15 protein-coding genes are annotated in these 21182 nt (G+C 74.7%); 12 read left to right on the forward strand and 3 right to left on the reverse strand.

The window, feature by feature from the left end; translation table 11 throughout:
- Positions 1-5 precede the first annotated feature (5 nt).
- Entirely contained in the window at positions 6-1880 is a 1875-nt protein-coding gene (locus ACE1OA_RS05725; RefSeq protein WP_432752403.1) for a sensor histidine kinase, read from the reverse strand.
- A 608-nt stretch (positions 1881-2488) separates the two neighbouring features.
- Here ACE1OA_RS05725 and ACE1OA_RS05730 point away from each other — a divergent pair.
- The 4 genes from ACE1OA_RS05730 (at position 2489) to ACE1OA_RS05745 (ending at position 10937) form a co-directional block, all read left to right on the forward strand.
- Complete coding sequence (locus tag ACE1OA_RS05730) at positions 2489-4885, forward strand: protein kinase domain-containing protein (protein ID WP_432752404.1); 2397 nt, start codon at positions 2489-2491, stop codon at positions 4883-4885.
- A 396-nt stretch (positions 4886-5281) separates the two neighbouring features.
- A complete protein-coding gene (locus ACE1OA_RS05735) occupies positions 5282-6337 on the forward strand; it encodes a hypothetical protein (RefSeq protein ID WP_386540185.1) in 1056 nt (351 codons plus the stop codon).
- Positions 6334-7623, forward strand: coding sequence for a hypothetical protein (locus ACE1OA_RS05740; protein WP_432752405.1), 1290 nt, complete (start codon positions 6334-6336; stop codon positions 7621-7623). Before ACE1OA_RS05735 ends, ACE1OA_RS05740 begins: the two co-directional genes overlap by 4 nt.
- Positions 7620-10937: a hypothetical protein gene (locus tag ACE1OA_RS05745; protein ID WP_432752406.1), complete on the forward strand. Its 3318-nt coding sequence runs from the start codon at positions 7620-7622 to the stop codon at positions 10935-10937. The genes ACE1OA_RS05740 and ACE1OA_RS05745 overlap by 4 nt, the downstream gene beginning before the upstream one ends.
- A 54-nt stretch (positions 10938-10991) precedes the next feature.
- Here ACE1OA_RS05745 and ACE1OA_RS05750 read toward each other — a convergent pair whose 3' ends face one another.
- Positions 10992-12194: an MBL fold metallo-hydrolase gene (locus ACE1OA_RS05750; RefSeq protein ID WP_356600307.1), complete on the reverse strand. Its 1203-nt coding sequence runs from the start codon at positions 12192-12194 to the stop codon at positions 10992-10994.
- A gap of 122 nt (positions 12195-12316) precedes the next feature.
- Between ACE1OA_RS05750 and ACE1OA_RS05755 the strand changes: the two genes are divergently transcribed.
- From ACE1OA_RS05755 to ACE1OA_RS05785, 7 genes are all read left to right on the forward strand, one after another.
- Positions 12317-13495, forward strand: coding sequence for a Glu/Leu/Phe/Val dehydrogenase dimerization domain-containing protein (locus ACE1OA_RS05755; protein WP_361315530.1), 1179 nt, complete (start codon positions 12317-12319; stop codon positions 13493-13495).
- A gap of 91 nt (positions 13496-13586) precedes the next feature.
- Positions 13587-14243, forward strand: coding sequence for a TetR/AcrR family transcriptional regulator (locus ACE1OA_RS05760; RefSeq protein ID WP_356600311.1), 657 nt, complete (start codon positions 13587-13589; stop codon positions 14241-14243).
- Positions 14244-14488: 245 nt separating this feature from the next.
- On the forward strand, positions 14489-15448 hold the full coding sequence (locus ACE1OA_RS05765; RefSeq protein WP_384866382.1) for an STM4015 family protein: 960 nt from the start codon (positions 14489-14491) through the stop codon (positions 15446-15448).
- Positions 15445-16572, forward strand: coding sequence for an STM4014 family protein (locus ACE1OA_RS05770; protein WP_432752407.1), 1128 nt, complete (start codon positions 15445-15447; stop codon positions 16570-16572). Before ACE1OA_RS05765 ends, ACE1OA_RS05770 begins: the two co-directional genes overlap by 4 nt.
- Positions 16573-16733: 161 nt before the next feature.
- The gene (locus ACE1OA_RS05775) at positions 16734-17639 is read left to right on the forward strand and encodes an STM4013/SEN3800 family hydrolase (RefSeq protein WP_432752408.1); all 906 of its coding nucleotides are present in this window, start codon (positions 16734-16736) and stop codon (positions 17637-17639) included.
- Positions 17636-18973, forward strand: coding sequence for an STM4012 family radical SAM protein (locus tag ACE1OA_RS05780; protein WP_432752409.1), 1338 nt, complete (start codon positions 17636-17638; stop codon positions 18971-18973). Before ACE1OA_RS05775 ends, ACE1OA_RS05780 begins: the two co-directional genes overlap by 4 nt.
- Before the next feature lie 9 nt (positions 18974-18982).
- Positions 18983-19867 (forward strand): STM4011 family radical SAM protein, encoded by an 885-nt coding sequence (locus tag ACE1OA_RS05785; protein WP_432752410.1) that lies wholly within the window; start codon positions 18983-18985, stop codon positions 19865-19867.
- 183 nt (positions 19868-20050) lie between these two features.
- Here ACE1OA_RS05785 and ACE1OA_RS05790 read toward each other — a convergent pair whose 3' ends face one another.
- Positions 20051-20401, reverse strand: coding sequence for a winged helix-turn-helix transcriptional regulator (locus ACE1OA_RS05790; RefSeq protein ID WP_356600321.1), 351 nt, complete (start codon positions 20399-20401; stop codon positions 20051-20053).
- 76 nt (positions 20402-20477) lie between these two features.
- Between ACE1OA_RS05790 and ACE1OA_RS05795 the strand changes: the two genes are divergently transcribed.
- Entirely contained in the window at positions 20478-21137 is a 660-nt protein-coding gene (locus ACE1OA_RS05795; RefSeq protein WP_432752411.1) for an NADPH-dependent F420 reductase, read from the forward strand.
- Positions 21138-21182 lie beyond the last annotated feature (45 nt).

Below are 21182 nucleotides of genomic sequence, written 5' to 3' on the forward strand. Positions count from 1 at the left end.
TGCATCTACTCCTTGTGCGCGTCGCCGGGACGCTGCGGTTCATGGGCTGAGGGCTGGGATTCTGCGAGTCCGATGCCACGCTGGAAGGCGGCCATCAGACCGGGGTCGTGCAGGGCGTGTTCCTCGGGCTTGCGGACCGTGGGCTCCTCGCGCAGCTGGGGGACGAGGTGCTCCTGGGCACGCCGCTTGGGGAGCAGGGGGCGGCCCGGTGCCTGCGGACGCGGGGCCGGGGGGACGGCGGGCGTCTGCGGGGGCAGGTACGCGCCTGCGGTGCGGGAGTGCTCGGTGTGCTCGCCCCGTACGGGCAGGGGGCCGCCGTCGCGCGCCGGCTCCGGGGCGGCGGCGGAGGCCGGGCCCTCGTCCGCCGGCTGGAGCGGGAGCGCGGGGGCCGCGGTGGTGTAGGTCAGCGGCCGGTGGGCGGGATAGGGCTCGGGCGCCGGGGCGGGAGCCGGGGCGGGAGCCGGGGCGGGCGCGTGCCGGGGCGCCGGCACGGTGTCGGGGACGGGCGGCGCGGCCGGGACCGCGGGAGCCGCCTGGGCCGGGAGGGGCGGCAGCTGTCCCGAGGGAACCTGGGACTGGGCCTGGGCCTGGGCCGCGGCGCCCGTCTGCGGCTCGCCCTGGGTGAGGCGGTCCGGCTCGGCGCCGAGCAGCCCCTGCGGCAGGACGAGGACCGCCTGGACCCCGCCGTAGATGTTCGACTGCAGACGAACCGCGATGCCGTGACGTCGCGCGAGGGCGGAGACCACGAACAGTCCGATGCGCCCGTCCTGGAGCAGGTGGGCGACGTTGACCTGGTCGGGGTCGGCGAGGAGCGCGTTCATCTTGTTCTGCTCGGTGACCGGCATGCCCAGTCCGCGGTCCTCGACCTCGATGGCGAGGCCAGCGGTGACGTACTGGGCGCGCATCAGCACGGTGGTGTGCGGTGCGGAGAACAGCGTGGCGTTCTCGACCAGCTCGGCGAGCAGGTGGATGACGTCGGCGACGGCGTGACCGCGGAGCGTTCCGTCGATCGGGGGAACCAGCTTGACGCGCGGGTACTGCTCGACCTCGGCGATCGAGGAGCGCAGCACCTCGGTCATGGTGACCGGGTTCGACCACTGGCGGCGGGAGATGGCGCCGCCGAGCACGGCCAGGTTCTCCGCGTGGCGGCGGATGCGCGTCGCCAGGTGGTCGACGTGGAACAGGCCCTTGAGCAGCTCCGGGTCCTCGACCTCGTTCTCCAGCTCGTCGAGGAGCTGGATCTCGCGGTGGACGAGGGACTGCAGACGCCGGGCGAGGTTGACGAACACCTCGACCTTCTGTTCGTTGCCGACGCTGCTGGAGAGCCGGGACGCCTGTACCACGGCGGCGACGGCGGCCTCGTGGGATCGGGTCAGCTCCTGGGACAGCAGGTCGAATTCGTCACCGGACGCGGCCGTGGGCGGCGTGGCGGGGCGGACCGGCGGGCCCTCTCCCCTGCGCAGCTGCTCGACGATCGTGCGCAGCTCGCTCTGTCCGCGGGCGCTGGAGCGGCGCAGGGAGTTGCAGCGGTCGAGCACGGCCTTGGCGGCCCGGTCCGCGCCGAGCGCCGCGGCGGTCACGGAGGCGACCGTGAGGGCCGCGGCACCCGTGAGCGCGGCCCAGAGGCCGGGCGTCGGGCTGGCTCCGGTGGAGCGGATGGTGAACAGGACGGCGGCGGCGCCGCCGAGTGCCACGGCGACGGCCGGCAGCACGGAGGTACGCAGGAGTTGGGGGCGTATGCGGGCTTCCGCGGGAAGGGGAGCGGAGCGCTGTGCGGGGTTGGGGGCCCCGGCGCCGGGAGCGGAGCGGGCGCCTGACCGGCCGTGGCGCCCGCCCTCGCGGCGGTCTGACCGCGTGGCAGGTGCGCGAAGTTGAGACATGAGTGTCCTTGGTACGTGCCCGGGAATCGGCGTACTACGGGGGGACGACGGGGGTCTGCTTACGTGGGTGTGATGAGCCTACCGATGATCACCAAGTACCCACTGTAGTCGTCAACCGTTCGGGTGCGGTGCGCAGTTGGCAAACTTACCCGTAGAACGCCCCACTCTGGTATCACCGTTCGCACGACAGGCCGAGAACATTCGACCGGAACTCGACGGTGTGGCGGCCGAGGGCCGGAACGGAAGCCGGCGGAGTCCCCCGGACACCCTCGCCCACCGCAGGAACCGACCCTGACCGGAATTTCGGGCACGCCGCCGGACGCCACCCGGCCGCGGCGCGCGCCCGATCCCGCACGCCCCGGCCGGCCCTCGCGCGCGGGGTCGCCCCGCCGCCGCTCCGGTGTCCGGATTCGCGTTCGCGTCGAAGCCGGGGCGACGGTGTCGTGACCGTCCGTAATGGACCCAACCGTCCCGCCCGGTGCGCGGCACGTCGTCCCGATTCGCCCGGCACGCGGGCTCGGCTTGACTGTCCGGCGCCGTGCCAGGTAAGGACATGCCAGCACCCGCTCACGGTGCGGAACGGGGGGTGCACACTCATGAAACCGCTGGTGCCTGGCGATCCTGCCTCGGTCGGCGACGGCCGCTACCAGCTCACACACCGGCTGGGCCAGGGCGGCATGGGGGTGGTCTATCTCGGCCGCTCCCCGTCCGGACGCGCGGTGGCCGTGAAGGTCGTGCGCCCCGAGCTGAGCACCGAACCGGGATTCCGGCGGCGGTTCGCCGACGAGGTGGCCGCGGCGCAGCGGGTGAGCGGCTTCCACACCGCCCCGGTCGTCGACGCGGACCCCGAGGGGGATCCGGCCTGGCTGGTGACGGCGTTCGTCCCGGGGCCGACCCTGGCCGCGGTCCTCGACCGGGTGGGCGCCCTGCCGGCCGACACGCTCACGGTGCTGGCCGCCGGACTGGCGGAGGCGCTGGAGTCGATCCACCGGGCCGGGGTGGTCCACCGGGACCTCAAGCCGGCGAACATCATCGTCGCGGAGGACGGGCCGCGGGTGATCGACTTCGGTATCGCCCGCGCGCTGGACGGGACGGTGCTGACGCAGACCGGCTTCCAGGTGGGCACCCCCGGCTTCCTCGCCCCCGAGCAGCTGATCAGCGGCCTGGTCACCCCCGCGGTGGACGTCTTCGCCCTCGGCGTGGTGCTCGCCCAGGCGGCGGGCGGCTCGCCCTTCGGCGACGGCCCGTCGATGGCCCGCCACTACAAGATCGTGCACGAGGAGCCGGACCTGACCGCGGTCCCGGACGAGCTGCGCACCCTGGTCGCGGAGTGCCTGTCCAAGGATCCGGCGGACCGGCCCGCGCCCGGCGACTTCCTGCGCCGGCTGACGGTGCGCCACCCGGCCGGCGGCGGATGGCTCCCGGACGCCGCGACCGTCCTGCTGCCGCGGCACGACGCGGGCCGTCCGCCCGCGACGGGACCCGCGCCGGCGGCGGCACCGGGGTCCGGGCCGGCGTCGGGGTCCGGGCCGGCCGCGAGCACGGACCGGGAGGTTGCGGCACCCGGGGCGTCGAACGCGAAGCCCTCCGGTCCGACGGCCCCCGCGGCCCCCGAGGTCCCGCCCCACGGCGCCGGCGCTCCGGGAGCCACCGCCGGAGCCGCTCCGGAGAGCACCACCCAGGGGACGGCGGATCCGCGGACCCTCGATCCCCGGAGCGCGGCCCCCCGGGTGGATCCCCGGACCGGGTCCGTGAGCCGGACGCCCGCGCCGGACGGCAGGACCCCCGAGGGGCCCACCGGCACCGGCGCCGACGCGAGCAGCCCGGCCGGCGCGTCCTCGCCGGCGCCTTCGTCCGCCGATCCCGCGGCAGAGGCCGGCCGGCACGCGTCGCCGACCGTGACCGCCCCGGGTGCCGGGTGGCCTGCCGCCGGCCCGGGGACGCTCGGCGTGTTCGGCGCCCCCGAGACCCCGCCGGGACCGGGAACGGCCGGACCGACCAGGGCGACCGGCCCGGCCGTCGCACCGCCCGTACGGCGGCGCCGCACGCCCGCACTGGTCGCCGGCGCCGCGCTGGTCGCGCTGTCCACCGTCGGCCTGCTCGTGTGGCAGCCGTGGTCGGGTGCGTCGGACGGCAAGGGCGACACCCCCGACACCCCGACGGCCACCGGTCCCGCCCCGTTCCCCGCCGACTCGGTGCTGATCCGCGAGGACACCGCCCCGGGCTGGCCGCAGAAATGCCACGGATCGATCTCCCGCCGCGACCAGGGCAACCCCAAGCCGGTCCGGCTGATCACCGGAGAGCCGTGCGTCATGCTCCCCCAGTGGTCCCCGGACCGCCGGTCGTTCGCGTACACCCGGGTCGACGCCGACGGCGCGTCCGTGTGGCGCGCGGACGCCGACGGTTCGAACGCCCGGCGGATCGCGCCCATCGCCGGGGGCCGGGTCTCCTGGTCCCCCGACGGCAAGCGCCTGGCCGTGCTGCGCGCCAAGGACGGCGTCCAGCAGTTGTTCGTGGTGAACGTCGCCGACGGTGCGGCGCAGCAGCTCACGACGGGCAGCGGACGGGTCGAGGACCCCGCGTGGTCCCCCGACGGCAAGCAGATCGCCGTCTGCATGCAGGCGGGCGACAGCGGCTGGCAGATCCACGTCGTGGACCCGGCGAAGCCGGGCGGCGCCCCACGGCAGCTGACCCGGCTGCCGCACGCGGCGTTCGACCCGGTGTGGTCGCCGGACGGCCGCACCTTCGCGTACACGGCCGGGAAGTACGGCGAGGGCACCCAGGGCGACATCCGGCTCGTCGCCGCCGACGGGACGGACGACCGTGCCCTGGTGGCGACGCCCGCGCACGAGATGGACCCGTCCTGGTCCCCCGACGGCAGCTGGGTGTCCTTCGTCCGGGGCCCGTACGCGAGTCCCTGGGTCTGGGTGGTCCGCGCGAACGGCACCGGCGCCTTCTCCCTCAGCACCGGCTCGGCCTCCGAGGCCCACCCCGACTGGAGCTGACGGCACGCCCCTCCCTGCTCGCCGGGCCCGCACGCGCGTCGTGCGGGCCCGCGCGCGTGCGCCCGGGGGCGTACAGGACCACCTCCGCCTCGCCCGCGGGGGCCGGGCGTACGCGACCACCCCGCACGGCCATACGGTCGCCCTAGCACGAGGCCCCACACCCCCGGGCGGTATCCGGCGAACTTCGGTCGGATGATGGGCATTTCTGTTACGTTGCTCTACTTGCCCGATGGTGGTGGGAGCCGCGCGCCGTGGACGCGCGGGTGATCGTCCGACCTGGGTTGCCGCCCGGCGCCGGGGCCCCGCCCCTCCCCCCACCGCCGTCGGTTCACCTCCCGCGTCGGACCGGCACGGACCGGACCTCCGAACGACGTCCGGTCCCGTTGCGGAGGAACTGTGTGGGATGAGCGGGACACGACCGGCCCCGTCCTGGCCGGTGACGTCACGAAGGAGGGGACGGTCGCCGGCTTCGGCTACGCCCCGTCCTCGCAGCCGAAGGCCGCGTGCGACCGGCTGCTGCTGAACGGCGACGAGGCGCTCGCCGAACCGCCCGACCGGCCCGTGCCGATGGACGCCGGGTCCGTCCGGACCCTCGCGGCCACCCCGGTGCAGCGGGTGGATCCGGAACGGGTGCACCGGGCCGAGGAGCTCGACACCACGCTGCCCGACACGGTCGCGGAGACCATGGCGCTGCCGGGGTCGGCCTGGGGAGCGGTCGCGGGTCCGCTCGTCCAGGAGGTGCGCGAGTCGCGTCATCTGCTCTGGCTCACCGGCGGGTTCGCCCGGGACCTGATCGCCGGGTCCGCCGCCGAGGTCAACGACCTCGACCTCACGGGCACGGCCCCGCCGGGCCGCTTCACCGACCTGTCCAAGCGGGCTCGGCGCCGCAACGGGCTGGAGTTCCGCGCCAAGGTGTCGCCGTACTCCCTCGTCTGCTCCGCCGTACCGCCCCAGGGCGGCGAACGGCTCTACGAGTACCGGACGTTGAAGACGAACGCCTTCGGCTTCCCGGCCTGCGGCAGCGACCTCGAGACCGACGCCCGCTGCCGCGACTTCACCGTGAACAGCCTCTACTACGACCCGCTCGGCCACACCGTGGTCGACCCGACCGGCGCGGGGCTCGCAGACCTGCGGGCCCGGCCGCGTCGCCTCACCTCGCTCCACGCCACCGAGGACCGGCTCGACCAGGCCCGGCTCATCCTGCGCGCGGTGAAGTTCGCGCTGCGCTGGGCCGGCACCACCGGTTACGAGTTCGGCGCGACGGCGGCCCGCCTCGCCCAGATGCCCGCGACGGCGTGGGACGGGCTGCCGCCGGCCGACTGGGAACGCCTGGCCGGGGACCATCGCCGGTCGCTCGCCGGCCACGACCCGGGACGGCAGCTCGGCGTCGCCGCCGCACTCGGCCCCGCCGCCGCCGGTCTGCTCGCCGCCCTGCTGGAGGTGCGGCCGTGACCGGAACGCACCGTCCCCTCAGCGACTGGGTCGTCCGCCTCGGCCCGCCGCCCGTCCCCGGCACGAGCCCGATCAACGACGGCGACGAACGGGCCGACGCCCGGGACCTGCCGCTCTTCACGGAGGGCTGGGTCAGGCGCGCCGTGGCGGCGGGACCGGACCGGTCCTCGGTACTCGCCCTGCACCACCCTGCCACCGCCGTCACGTACGTCGAACTCGACGACCACGGAGCGCCGTTACGCATCGGCGAGGCCGGCGCCGAGCTGATCGGCCGTGTCGAGACGTCCTGGTCCCACCCCGTCTTCGGCCCCGACGACCTGACGGCGCTCGCCGCGCTGTCCCGGGAGGTCCGCTACCTGCTGCTGCACCGGTTGGACCGGGAGGGCGCACCGCCGCCCGGGCTCTTCCACGCGCTGCCGTGGGAGCCGGTGACGGAGCTGGCGTCGGCGGTCGTCCGCCTGCTCGACGGCGGCGCGCCGCCGTCGCTGTCCGCCGAGGCGCTGGACCTCGGCCACTGGGTGACGCCCGCGGCGCTCGGCGTGACCGGACCGCTGGAGCAGCTGTACGAGGGGCTGACGGAGCCCGATCCGGTGCTCGCCGCGCGGGGCGGCACCGCGCTCTGCGCCGGGCTGCGCGCCGCGGACCCGGCACGGTTCCCCGCGCCGGTGACGGCGGCTCTCGCCGAGGTCGCCCGGCGGCTGGCCGCGGTCAACCCGTTCCTGCGGCACGCGGCGGTCCTGGCCGCCGAGGGGCTCACGGGCGCGACGCCGGCGGGCTTCGCCGTCCCCCTCGAACCCGCCCTGCCCAAGTCGGCCTCGGGCACGGCCGACCGGACGGTGGTCCGGCGGACCGGCGAGGAGGACGGACCGTTCGCGGTCCGCACCGAGACCACTCCGGGCGGCCGGCTGAAGGTGACGGTGGAACTCACCGTGGAGGCGACGCCGGAGCGGGAACGGCTCCTCGACGCGTACGGAGGCGCGTTCCTCCCGGTCGTCGTGGCGTCGCCCGGCGGCACCCTCCGGTACTGGGTGGCGCTGGAGGCCCGCCGGCGGTGGCTCTCCGGGACGCTCGACGTGCCCGTGGTGCGCGGGGAGTTCCGCGCCGAGGAGGCGGTGACGGGCGTGTGGGGCCTGTCCGGTGTCTCGCCCGACGAGCTGCTGCCCTCGCTGGCGGGGACGCATCGCGCGGGCCTCCGGGTGTGGCGTGCGGCCGCGGAACTGTCCCCCGCGGGGCATCCGCTGCGCCGGGCGCTCCGCCGGTTCGACGGAGAGGGCGGTGCGTCGTGACCTTCGTCGAGGACATCCGGACCCTGCTCACGGCGGAACTCGACAGCCCCGAGGAGGAGTCGGCCCTGTACGGGGCACTGACGCGCTCGCCCCTGCTGCTGGAGTTCGTCCAGGCGCTGGTCGGCGCCGGGGACCTGGAGTCCCTTCGGGCCCTGTGCCACGGCACCGTCGAGCTGCACGAACTGACCGAGCGCTACGGCACGGTGCCGGGCGCCCTCCCCACGCCCGCCGACGAGCCGTACGCCGGCTGCGGCCCGGTGACCGGGGCGGTGCGGGCGCTGGCGGCGCTCGGGCTGGTGCTGGTCGACGAGGAGGACCGGCTCGCGGAGCACCTGGGCGTCGCGCTGACCTGGCTGGCGCACGTGCGCGCGGCGGCGGACGCGCCGTGGCCCGCCGGACGGTCCGCCCCGGCGTGCGCCCGCCGCGATCGGCTGTCCGCCGTCGTGGCGGCCCTGGGCACCGACCCGCACGGGACCGCCCTGGTCGTGTGGCTGCTCGCCCTGCAGGAGGAGCACCCGAAGAAGGGCGCGACGGCGACGGTCGACGTCCTGCTGGACCGCGGGGACAGCGGGATCCGGGCGACGCTGCGGGCGACGACACTGCGCGGACTGCCCGCCGCGCTGGTCCCGGACCCGTGGTCGATGCCGCTGTTCAGCGCGGACGACCGCTTCCGGTCCGGCCTGGAGACCGCCTGGCGGACCGCCCGGCCCAAGCGCGGACGGGCCCGCGAGCGCGGCACGGTCCTCTGGTCGCTGACCGACGTCGACGGACCCGTGGACCATGTCCAGGACATCAGCCTGACGGCGGCGTTCACGGTCCTCGTCGACGAGCTGCGGCGGAAGAACCGGCGGCTGCGCGGCCCCCTCACCGTCCGGCGCCTCGGCGGCTCGACCGCCGTCGTCGGCGGAGTGGACGGCGGGGGCCGGATGGTCGGGGTCACCGGCTACCGCAACAAGCTGGCCGCCGCCGCGGACCTCGACCGGGTGGTGGTGCCGGACGCCGACCTGAAGGAGGCCCTGCAGCACACGCGGAGCCCGTCGACCACGATCGTCGGTGCTCCCGGCTGGCGCGAGGCGGCCCGGCGGAGCCGCGTGCGCGACCGCAGGGGAATGCTGCGCGTCTCCGCGGTGGGCATCGTCGTGCTGGCGGTGGGGCTGACGGCCGGCCTCCTCGTCTGGAACGGCCAGCGCGAGGACCAGAGGCTGCGCGACACCGCCACCAGGGTCCTCGACGAGGCGTACGCCCAGGACGACGGCGTCGACCCGGGACTGCGGCTGCTGCTGGCCATGGCCAGCGACGACATCGCGGGGCGGGCGGGCGACAGGACCGACGCCCTCGTCACGATGGCCGGCGAGAGCTCCTCCCTGCGCAAGCTGCTGCGGCCCGAGGAGGGCCGGTTCGAGCGGCTCGCCCTGTCACACGACGGGGCGTGGGGCGCGCTGTCCACCAGCACCGGTGCCGTGCAGATCCTGTCCACCAAATCCGGGGACGTGGTGTGGCGCCAGAAGGGGAGCGGCGTGGAGCCGACGGCTCCGGGGGTGTTCGTCAACGGTCTCGCGGTGTCGCCCCTCGGCCAGCGGGTGGCCTTCGCGACGAGCGACCTGCGCCTCACCGTCGTGGAGAACAAGAAGGGGTCATGGTCGGTCGCGAGCCGGACCGCGCTGCCGATCCCCTCCCGTCCCGGGCCCCTGAACAGCGAGCGCAACAAGGTGGACCACCTGGAGTTCACCTCGGACAGGCGGTCGCTCGTCGCGTACGTGGACACGATCGGGCTGCTCGCGTACGACGTGCGGCACCTCGACGCCGCCCCGCTCCGCTGCCCCGAGCGCGGCAGCGCCGAGACGATGTGGGCGGGGAAGGACGAGGTCCTGCTGACCAAGGGCCGCGAGGTCGTCCGCGTGGACCTGAAGACCTGCGCCCGGTCCGTGGCCCTCACCGCTCCCGAGGGCGTCGTCCTGCACGGAGCCCTGAGGGCCGACGGGGTGACGGCCGCCGCGACCCGCGGGGCGCAGCTGCTCACCCTCGGCCCGAACAGGCCCGAGACGGTCATCGCCGACCGCGGCCCGTACGAGACGGTCTCGATGAACTCCGCCGACGACGGGGCGCACCTGAGCGCGACGAGGCCCTCGGGCCGCTACGGGGGCACCTACGGCTGGAACGTCGGCGAGCGGGCCCAGGAGTACGGCTACCCCAAGGCAGGGCCGGCCGTGATGGGCAACGGCATCGTGCTGCGGCACCACGGCGGGGTCGCCGAACTCCACGACGGCGACCACTCCGCCGCCACCCGGGCGTGGAACCGCTTCTACGGGGGTATGGGGTCGCTCGCGTGGGCGGGCCAGGACCTCGTGCTGCGCGCCGGACCGGCCCTGTACCTGCTGCCGCGGGCGAAGGACCTCACGTCGGAGACCATGCAGGATCCGAAGCGGTACCACCGCCTGGCCCTGCCGAAGGACAGCACCAGCAGGGAACTCGCCACCAGCAGGAACGGCCCCTGGGCCGCGGTCCTGTACAGCGTGAAGAGGGAGCGCAGCCGCGACCTGGCGGTGTGGGACCTCACCGAACGGCGCCGGACGCCGGTTCCGCTGCCGAAGAAGGCCGGACTCCGTCACGTCGCCTTCGTCGACCGCGATCTCTACGCCGGGTACAGCGACGGCGAGGTCCGGCGCTTCACGGAGTCGGGCGGCACGTGGCGGAGCGCGGGAAGCCGGCGACTCGCGGCCGGCGTCACGGCGCTCGGCGGAGGCGGCGAGGGCGCGGACCGTCTCTACGCGGTCGTCAGTACCGGCAGCGCCGACCGGCCGTCCGTCGTCGCGCTCCGGACCGCCGACCTCTCGGTCGCCGCGACCCGGCGGCTGGAGGGCGGGACGGCGATCGCGAAGGTCGAGGTCATGCGGGACGGCCAGGTGGTCGTGGGCTCCGGTGCGGGAGTGATCACCTTCTTCACCGCGGACCTCCAGCAGCGCGGCCGGGCCTCCGACGGCAAGCTCCAGTTCGTCCTGGACCTCACGGAGATTCCGGGGCAGGGCCTGCTGCTGGTGTCGGGCAAATCGCGCAGCGCCGTGTTCGGGCTGAACACCATGACCCCGCGGGACGAGTGGAACATGGGGTCGCCGTTCCTGTCCGCGGACGCCCCGCCGGACGGCGGCGTCCTGGCGACGTACAACTACTGGACCTTCAACGTGGCCCTGTGGACCCTCGACGAGTCCGATCTGCGGGCCCGGGTCTGTCAGGTCGTCGGCCGCGACCTGACCGAGGAGGAGTGGCGGCAGTACGTGGGCGAGGACATCCCCTACGCGCCGGTCTGCAAGAGGTGAGACGGCGGCCGGGCCCGTCCACCCCGCTCGGGGGGACGGGCCCGGCCCGACGGCTCAGACCGCCGCGTCCAGGTCGGCGGACCCGGACCTCACCTCGGGGGTCACGTCCAGGGGCGCCTGCGCGCGCCGCCAGGTGTGAGTGAGCGGGTGCGACACCGTCCGCCACCAGGTCTCCGCGGGCAACGTGCCGGAGGGCTCGAAGGGCAGGCCGGGGGTGGGGAAGGCGGCCGCCTGCCCCGCCTCGTCGGCAGCGTCCTTCGTCCACTCCTCCGGCTCGCCCCACGGGTGCGGCGCGAGGTTGAAGGTGCCCCAGTGGATCGGCATCATCACGCCGTGGGGCCGCCCGCCCTGGAGGTCGAGGTGGGCCTGCATGCCCTCGGCCGGGGTCATGTGGATGTCGGGCCAGTACTCGGAGTACGCACCGATCTGGATCATGGTCACGTCGAAGGGGCCGTGCGCCGCGCCGATCTCGGCGAAGCCGGGGAAGTACCCGGTGTCACCGCTGTGGTAGATCCGGTGCTCGGGGCCGGCCACGACCCAGGACGCCCAGAGGGTGTGCTGCTGGTTGCGCAGGCCGCGCCCGCAGAAGTGGCGGGCGGGCGTCGCCGTCAGGCGCAGCTCCCCGACCTCGGCGGTCTCGTTCCAGTCCAGCTCGCGCAGCCGGTCGGCGCGCACCCCCCAGCGCTCCAGATGGGCGCCGACGCCCAGGGGGACCGCGAAGACGGTGTCGGTCGAGGCCAGCGCCTTGATGGTGGGCAGGTCCAGATGGTCGTAGTGGTCATGGGAGATCACGACGACGTCGACCGGGCCGAGCTCGGCGAGGGGCACCGGCACGGCGTGCAGCCGCTTGGGGCCGACGAAGGGGAAGGGGGAGCAGCGCTCGCCCCAGACGGGGTCGAAGAGCACCCGGCGGCCGTCGATCTCGGCCAGGACGGTGGAGTGCCCCATCCAGGTGATGCGCAGCCCGGAGGCAGCCGGCTTCGCCAGGTCGGCGAGGGTGGTGGCGTGCACGGGGATCGGGCCCCGGGGGGCCCGGCGCGCCCGCGCCTCCTTCTCGAAGTAGACCTTGGCGAACTCGACGGTGGAACCGGAAGGCCGGTGCCGGGCCGACACGGGGTTCTGGAACACTCCGTCCGCGAAGTTCGGCGAACGGCGGATGCGCTCCAGGCGCGCGCCCGTCGGGTCGGCGCCGAAGGCTTCCGGCCGCAGGGCGCGCAGCCGGGCCCGCAGCGTTCGGTCGGATCCAGTGCCGGTCACAGGACCTCCTGAGGGTCGGGGTCGTTCCATTATGAGCGGCCCGCGGCGTTCCCGGCCGGGCGATGGTCCATACTGAACCGCCATTCAGTAGCCGCATCCCGTGTCACCGGAGGAGTACGTCCATGAGCACCGCCCCGCTGCTGTCCGTCGACTGGACCGACCACGTCACCGGCCGCCGCGGCCATCTGGTCGTGGACCGGCTGGTCCGCGGGGTGGCCAGCGGCGGGCTGCGGATGCGGGAGGGCTGCACGGCCGAGGAGGTCGCCGGTCTCGCCCGGGGCATGACCATGAAGGAGGCCCTGCACTACGACCCGCGGAACCGGTACGTCCCGCTCGGCGGCGCCAAGGGCGGGATCGACTGTGATCCCCGCTCCCCCGAGGCGTACGGCGTCCTGGTCCGCTACCTGCGGGCGATGCGGCCCTTCGTCGAGCGCTTCTGGACCACCGGCGAGGACCTCGGACTGTCCCAGGACCTGGTCGACCGGGCGGCGGCCGAGGCGGGGCTGGTCTCCTCGATCCAGGCCGTCTACCCGCTGCTCGACGACGAGGAGGAGGCCCGCCGGCGGCTCGCCGACGCCTTCGCCGTGGAGGTGGACGGCATCGGGCTCGACGAGCTGGTGGGTGGCTGCGGGGTCGCCGAGGCGGCGCTCGCGGCGCTGGACCGGGCGGGCGTCCCGTACGCCGGGACCCGGGTCTCGGTGCAGGGCCTCGGGACGATGGGCGGCGCCACGGCCCGCTTCCTGGACCGGGCCGGCCTGCGGGTGGTGGCGGTGGCCGACGTGAAGGGCTCGATCGTGAACCCCGACGGTCTCGACGTCGAGGCGCTGCTCGCGGCCCGCGACGCGCACGGGACCGTGGACCGTTCGGTGCTGCGGCCCGGGGACCGGGAGGAGGGCGCCGACGCCTGGCTGTCCGTGGACGCCGAGGTGCTGGTGCCGGCGGCGGTCTCGTACGCGATCGACACCGAGGCGCAGGAGCGGATCCGGGCCCGCTGGATCGTCGAGGCGGCCAACATGCCGGTCCTCGCGGAGGCGGAGGAGCGGCTGACCGCGCGCGGGGTCGTGGTCCTGCCGGACGTCGTGGTCAATTCGGGCACGAACGCCTGGTGGTGGTGGACGCTCTTCGGGGACGTCGAGGCCGACGCGGACCAGGCGTTCGCGCAGGTCAAGCGGGCGATGCGGTCCCTGGTGGGACGGGTCCTTGACCGGTCGGAGGCGGCGGGCACGACGCCGCGCGCGGCGGCGCACGCGCTGGTCGAGGAGCGGCTGCCGGAGATCGCGGAGCGCTACGGCTGGTACTGACCCGCCGGCCGGAGCGCCGGCCTCCCGCCCGGCTCCGCCCGTACCGCCGGATGATCATGGCCGCGTCAGGGATCTGTGTAGGCTGCACGGCGTGGCGAGAGTGCGGTTGAGCGTGGCGGAGCGGCGGGAGGAACTCCTCCGGGCCGCCGTCCGGCAGATCGAGGTCCGCGGGGTCGCGGCCGTGCGGATCGCCGACGTCGCCTCCGCGCTCGGCGTGAGCAACGCGCTCGTGCTCTACCACTTCTCCACCAAGGAGAAGCTGGTCGCCGAGGCCTTCGCCTACGCCGCCGAGGGCGACCTGGCCCATCTGCGCAAGATGCTCGGCCGCCGCACCTCGGCGGAGCGGCGGCTGCGTGCCGCGGTCCGGTGGTACGCCCCCACAGGGCAGGCCAAGGGCTGGCGGCTGTGGATCGAGGGCTGGGCGGCGGCGCTGCGCGAACCGGCTCTGCGCGAGGTCGCCGGGGCCCTCGACCAGCAGTGGAAGGCGGCGCTGACCGGGGTGATCGCCGAGGGCACGGCGGCCGGCGAGTTCTCCTGCGAGGACCCGGCGGCGGCGGCCTGGCGGCTGACGGCGTTCCTGGACGGGCTCGCCGTGCAGATGACCTCCTACGCGGGCTCGCTGTCGCGGGCCGCGATGCTGGAGTGGGCCGACGCCGCGCTCGCCCGTGAACTGGGCCTGCCGGCGCCGGACACGTCCGGGCAGCCCCGCGCCGCGGCACGGTCGCGCGGCGGGGCGGCAGGCGCGTAGGTCCGGCGGCACCCCGAGCCCGTCGGCATGGCGTCGATGGCGAACCGGCCGCAGCTCCCGCGACACCCCCTCCGCGGATGACGTGCCGTCAGAACGCTCCCGCCCGCGGCCCGTCGCCGACCACGCCCGGCCCCCTCTCCGCGGCCGCCGGGGGCCACCGGACGCCCCGGCGCGCAGGGGTGTCGGTGCGGCTTGGTAGAACTCTCGCAACAGCCGATCAACGCCGTCCGGTGTCTGGAGCACTCATGACCATTTCGAGCCACCTGCAGGAGCTCCACGGCCTGCCCGTGTTCGACTTCCCGGAGCTCGGCTCCTCGGTCGGGCTGCCGGACGCCGCCACCGTCGCCTGGCGCGTCTCCGCCCCGACGTACTGCGAGGCGGACGACGAGCAGTGGGAGCAGGTCTTCGCCCGCTTCCTCGCCGACGTCGACGTCCGGCAGGTCCGTGCCCTGGTGGTCGGCGGCTGGGACGAGGCGTACGAGAACTCCTCCGCCGAGATCGTCACCGCGCTCGTCGGCGCCAACAACCGCCTCACCGGTCTCGAGGCACTGTTCCTCGGCGACATGACGTTCGAGGACTGCGAGATCTCCTGGATCCAGCAGTCCGACGTGACCCCCCTGCTGGCCGCGTACCCCGGGCTGCGGGAGTTCGGCGTGCGGGGCGGCAGCAACCTCGCCTTCCCGGCGATCGAGCACACCGCGCTGCACACCCTCGTGGTCGAGTCGGGCGGGCTGGGCTCCGACGTGGTGCGCGGGATCGCGGGCAGCACCCTGCCCGCCCTGGAGAACCTCGAACTCTGGCTCGGCACGGACCAGTACGGCGGCGACAGCACGCCCGCCGACCTGGAGCCGCTGCTCGCCGGCACCGCCTTCCCCGCCCTGCGCAGTCTCGGACTGCGCAACAGCGACGCGCAGGACGGGATCGCCGCCGCCGTGGCGGGCGCCCCGGTGGTCGGCCGGCTCGAACGCCTCGACCTGTCGATGGGCACGCTCACCGACGAGGGCGCGGCGGCGCTGCTCGCGGGTCGGCCGCTCACGCACCTGGGACACCTCGGCCTCGCCCACCACTACCTCTCCGAGGAGATGAGCGAGCGGATCGTCGACGCCCTCGCGCCGCACGGTGTGCGGGTCGACGTCGGCGACCGTCAGGTGCCGGAGTCGTACCGCGACGGCGAGACCTACCGGTACGTCGCGGTCGCGGAATGACCACCGCCCCGCGCCTCGCCGTCGTCGGCAACCCGGCCAACCGCCGTGTCGCGTTCTTCCGCGACGCCGTGCGGGCCGCCGGGCTGCCCGAGGCGCGGGTGGTGCCCTGGCTGGACGTCCTGCGGGGCGACGCCGTGTTCCGGCCGGGCGAGACGGTCCGGCTGGACTCCCCCGGCGAGGACCCGGACGTGGACCGGCTGTTGCGCGGCACCGACGACCCGACCCGGGTGGAGGGCACGGCCCGCTGGTACCGGGCCTTCACCGCCGCCACGGCGGAGCTCGCCCGCACCGTCGACGCGGCCGGGGCGGTCCTGCTCGACGAACCCGCCGACCTCGCGGTCCTGTTCGACAAGCGCCTGGCCCACGCACGGCTGCGGGAGGCGGGGGTCCCGGTGCCGGACTCCCCCACCTCCGGGCCGGCCGCGCCCCCCGTCCGGGGCTGGGACGACGTCCGGTCCCTGATGGCGGACGCCGGTCTTCGCCGGGTCTTCGTCAAGCTCGCCCACGGCTCCTCCGCCTCGGGTGTGCTCGCCGTGGAGACCGACGGCGCGGGGCGGGTGCACGCGACCACGTCCGTGGAACGCGCCCCGGACGGCCGCCTCTTCAACTCCCTGCGGGTGCGGCGCTACACGACGGAGAGCGCGGTCGCGGCCGTGGTCGACGCGCTCGCACCGGACGGGCTGCACATCGAGCGCTGGCTGCCGAAGGCCGCGCAGGACGGCCGTGCGGCCGACCTTCGGGTCGTGGTCGTCGACGGCCGTGCGACCCACGCCGTGGTCCGCACCAGCCGCTCCCCCATGACCAACCTCCATCTGGGCGGCGTCCGCGGCAGCCTGGACGCGGCACGGTCGGCGGTGGAGACGGCCGGCGCCCGCTGGTCCGACGCGCTCGACGTGTGCGAGCGGGCCGCGGCGGCCTTCCCCGGCACGCACTGCGTCGGGGTCGACCTGCTGCCCGCGGCCGGCTGGCGCCGCTTCGCGGTCGGCGAGGTCAACGCCTTCGGCGACCTCCTGCCCGGCCTCACCGGCCTGCCCGGCAGCGGCGCCGAGGGCATGGACACGTACGCGACGCAGGTGGCCTCCCTCCTGCGGACCCCCAGCACCACAGGAACGAGCACCACGTGAATCCCCCGACGGTCCGCCCCGAGCCCGACGCGAGCCCCACGGCGCCTCCGGGCGACCCCGGGACGTCCCCCGCGCCGCCTCCGGGGGACCCCGGGACGTCCCCCGCGCCGCCTCCGGGCGGCCGCGACGCGTCCCCGGCGGAAGCGGTCCGCGGGCCCGACATGAACGAGGTCGTCGGCAGCCACGACATCCTCCTGGTCACGCTCGACACCCTGCGTCACGACGTCGCCGCCGAACTGGCCGCGGCCGGCCGCATCCCGCACCTGGCCCGGCACCTGCCCGGCGGCCGGTGGGAGCGGCGCCACGCCCCGGGCAGTTTCACCTACGCCTCCCACCAGGCGATCTTCGCCGGCTTCCTGCCCACGCCGGCCGCCCAGGGCCCGCATCCCCGGCTGTTCGCCGCGCGCTTCGCGGGCAGCGAGAGCACGGCCGACGGCACCTTCGTCCACGACACCCCCGACCTGGTCTCGGGTCTCGCCGCGCACGGCTACCGCACCGTGTGCATCGGCGGCGTCGGCTTCTTCAACAAGCAGCCGCCGCTCGGTGCGGTCCTGCCGGGGCTGTTCCAGGAGAGCCACTGGGAGCCCTCGTTCGGGGTCGCGTCCCCGGTCTCGTTCGAGTCCCAGGTGGACCGGGCCGAGGAGGTCGTCGCCGCGCTCCCGCACGACCGCAGGCTGTTCCTCTTCGTGAACGTGTCCGCGCTCCACCAGCCCAACTGGTTCCACCTCCCCGGCGCGACCCGGGAGGACGGCGACACCCGGGCCACGCACGCGGCCGCGCTGGAGTACGTCGACCGGCACATCGGCCGGCTCTTCGCCGCCATGAGCAGCCGCCGCCGCTGTTTCGCGATCGTCTGCTCGGACCACGGCACGGCGTACGGCGAGGACGGATTCACCGGGCACCGGCTCGGCCACGACGTGGTGTGGACGGTTCCCTACGCCCACTTCTTCCTGGACGGCCCGCGGGCCGTCACACCCCCGCCCGGGGTGCCCGCCGCCGTCACGCCCCCCACCGTCCTCGCCCCCTTCGCCCTGCCGGCCGGCCCGCGCGGAGGGACCCCCGCATGACCCTCCCCGAGGCCCCGCGCCCGTACCAGAGCTACGTCTACGCCTACCCCCACAAGACGGCCTACCGGTCGCTGCCCGACCCGGCGCCCCGGCTGGACGCTCTGTGGGCGCGGGAGCCGAAGGACGCGCTGTCCCTCTACGCGCACATCCCGTTCTGCGAGGTCCGCTGCGGCTTCTGCAACCTCTTCACCCGGATCGGGGCCCCGGACGAGCTGACGACCCGCTATCTCGACGCCCTGGACCGCCAGGCGTCCGCCGTCCGCGAGGCGCTCGGGGACGACTCCCCGGTCCGGTTCGCCACGGCCGCCTTCGGCGGCGGCACACCCACCTTCCTGACCGCCGGTGAGCTGGAACGCCTCTGCGACATCGCGGAGAAGCGGATGGGAGCCGACCTCCGCGCGGTGCCGCTGTCCGTGGAGACCTCCCCGGCGACCGCGACCGCGGACCGGCTCGCGGTCCTCGCCGAACGCGGCGCGACGCGCCTGAGCATCGGCGTGCAGAGCTTCGTCGAGGCCGAGGCCCGTGCCGCCGTGCGCCCGCAGCGCCGCGCCGACGTCGAGGCGGCCCTCGGCCGGATCCGGGACAGCGGCGTCCCCGTCCTCAACATCGACCTGATCTACGGCATCGACGGCCAGACCGAGGAGAGCTGGCGGCGCTCGCTCGACGCGGCGCTCGCGTGGCGACCGGAGGAGCTGTACCTGTACCCGCTCTACGTGCGCCCCCTGACCGGGCTGGACAAGCTCTCGCCGCAGGCCGACCGGGACTGGGACGAGCAGCGGCTGAGCCTGTACCGCCACGGCCGGGACCACCTGCTCGCACGGGGCTACGAGCAGGTGTCGATGCGGATGTTCCGTCGCGCCGACGCTCCGCCGCAGGGTTCCGACGACTACGCCTGCCAGACCGACGGCATGATCGGTCTGGGCTGCGGGGCCCGCTCGTACACCTCGGCGCTGCACTACTCCTTCGACTACGCCGTCGACATGCGGGAGATCCGCTCGATCATCGACACCTACACGCGGACCGAGGACTTCGGCCGGGCCCGGGTGGGCCGGTGGGTGGACGCGGCGGAAGCACGCCGGCGTCATCTGCTGCAGTCACTGCTCCAGGCCGCCGGGATGCCCGTGGCGGAGTACACCGAGCGATTCGGGTCCTCGCCGTACGCGGACTTCCCCGAGGAGCTGGGGCGTTTCGGGGCCCTCGGCTGGCTGGACCCGGAGGCTCCCGACGGGCTGCTCCGGCTGTCCGCCGAGGGTCTGGCGCACTCCGACGGCATCGGTCCGGCGCTGTTCTCCCCCGCCGTGCGGGCGGCGATGGCCGCCTACGAGCCGAAGTAGGCGGCCGGGATGGACCTGACGATCCTCTACCGAGGCCCGCTCGCCTCCTGCGACTACGACTGCCCCTACTGCCCCTTCGCCAAGCGGCGCGACAGCCGCGAGCAGCTGCGTGCGGACCGGGCGGCGCTGGAGCGCTTCGCGGCCTGGGCCGCGGGACGGACCGGTGACCGGCTGCGGATCCTCTTCACCCCGTGGGGCGAGGGGCTGGTGCGGTCCTGGTACCGGCGCGCGCTCGTCGAGCTCTCCCGGCTCCCGCACGTCGAGCGCGTCGCGATCCAGACGAACCTGAGCTGCCGCACCGAGTGGACGGCCGAGGCCGACCCCGACACCCTGGCGCTGTGGTGCACGTACCATCCGGGCCAGACGCCGTTCGAGCGGTTCGTCGCGAAGTGCGGGGAGCTGGCCGGGCGGGGCACCCGGTTCAGCGTCGGTGTGGTCGGGCTGCCCGGCCACCGGGAGGACGCCCGGCGGTTGCGCGCCGCGCTGCCGCCGCAGGTCTACCTGTGGGTCAACGCGGCCGAGGGCCACCCGTACACCGACGAGGAGGCCGAGGGCTGGGCGGCCCTCGACCCCCTGTTCCCGTACAGCCGCCACCCGCACCGATCGGCCGGTCTCCCCTGCCGGACCGGCGAGTCGGTGATCTCGGTGGACGGCGACGGGACCGTGCGGCGCTGCCACTTCGTGAAGACGGAGCTCGGCAATCTCTACGACGGCTCGTACCGGTCGGCGCTGCGCCCCCGGCCGTGTCCCCTGGCCGTCTGCGACTGCCACATCGGGTACGTCCACCTGGAGTCGCTGCCGCTGTACGACGTGTTCGCGGGCGGTGTCCTGGAGCGGATCCCGGCCTCCGTGCCGCCGCTCCCCGCGCCGGTACGACTGCTCACGCGCCCCTAAGAACTCCCCACGAAATGATCTCTGGGCTTCTCCCGTGCTGCGGTCGACGGCTCGCACATCCGGGCGTTGAAGGGGGATCCACGACGGGACGCACTCTGGGATGCGCGCTGATCTGCCGGCGGCGCTCGCACTCATCCCGATGAAAGTGCGTCGACGCGTGCAGAGGAGGTCACGGGCCGGAACTCACCCGCCTATTCGTTCCTGGGCGGCCATGACCTCATCACCGTGCTCGAAGGCCCACGCGCCGAATGCGTCGATCGGGCCGAGCAACGTGCGTCCCAAAGCGGTGAGTTCGTACTCGACACGGGGCGGCGCTTCGGCATAGGCGTTCCGTGTCACCAGCCCGTTGAACTCCAGCCGCCTCAGCGTCTCGGTCAGGACCTTGGGGCTGATGCCGCCGATGCGCTCGCGTAGTTCGCCGGGGCGTTGGGGACCGTCCCGCAGGACCCAGATCAGCACGGCGTTCCAGGTGTTGGAGAGGAGGTCGAAGGCGAGGCGGGCGCGGCAGTCGGCGAGGTAGGCGTCGGTCGTCACTTACCAAATGGTGCCTGACGGATTTCCTAGTGTCGTCCCGAAAGCGGTTGGAGCGGATACGGAAAGGGGCGTATCGATGAAGATCGGTGTGCTGGGTACGGGGAACGTGGCGGAAGCACTGGCCACGCAGTGGGTGCGAGCCGGGCACGAGGTGTTCGTCGGAGGCCGCGACGAACAGAAGGCCCAGCGGCTCGCGACGCGCATCGGGGGCGGTGCGGGGCACGGGAGTCTGCAGGCGGCGGCCGACTTCGGCGAGGCGGTGCTGGCCGCGTTGCCGTACGGCGCGGGAGCGGACGTCGTCAGGGAGCTTCAGCCGACGCTGAAGGGGAAGGTCCTGCTCGACTGCGCCAATCCGGTCGGGCCCGGCTTCCGGCTGCTCACGGAAGGCGGCCCCTCGGCAGCGCGCCGACTGGCTGCGGCGGTACCGGGCGTGCACGTCGTCAAAGCATTCAACCTCTGTCACGAGAGCGTGTGGCGAATGACCCCGCCGGTCTTCGACGGTCAGCCCTTGACCGTTCCGATCTGCGGGGACGACGAGGCGGCACTCGCGCTGGCACGCACGTTGGTGCGGGACATGGGCTGCGAGCCGGTGGCGGGGGGCGGGCTGGACCGCGCCGGACTGTTGGAGGCGACCGCCGCGCTGTTCATCGGGCTGTGGGTGGCGGAGCAGGCCGACGTATGGGCGATCGCGCCGCCGCTGGCCTATGCGACAGGTCCACGAGCCGAGAGCGAGTGAGGCGTCCAGGGCATTTCGTCAGGAGTTCTCAGGGCTGTCCCGTAA

It is taken from the genome of Streptomyces sp. JL2001 (genome assembly GCF_050917515.1).
Taxonomy (GTDB): Bacteria; Actinomycetota; Actinomycetes; order Streptomycetales; family Streptomycetaceae; genus Streptomyces.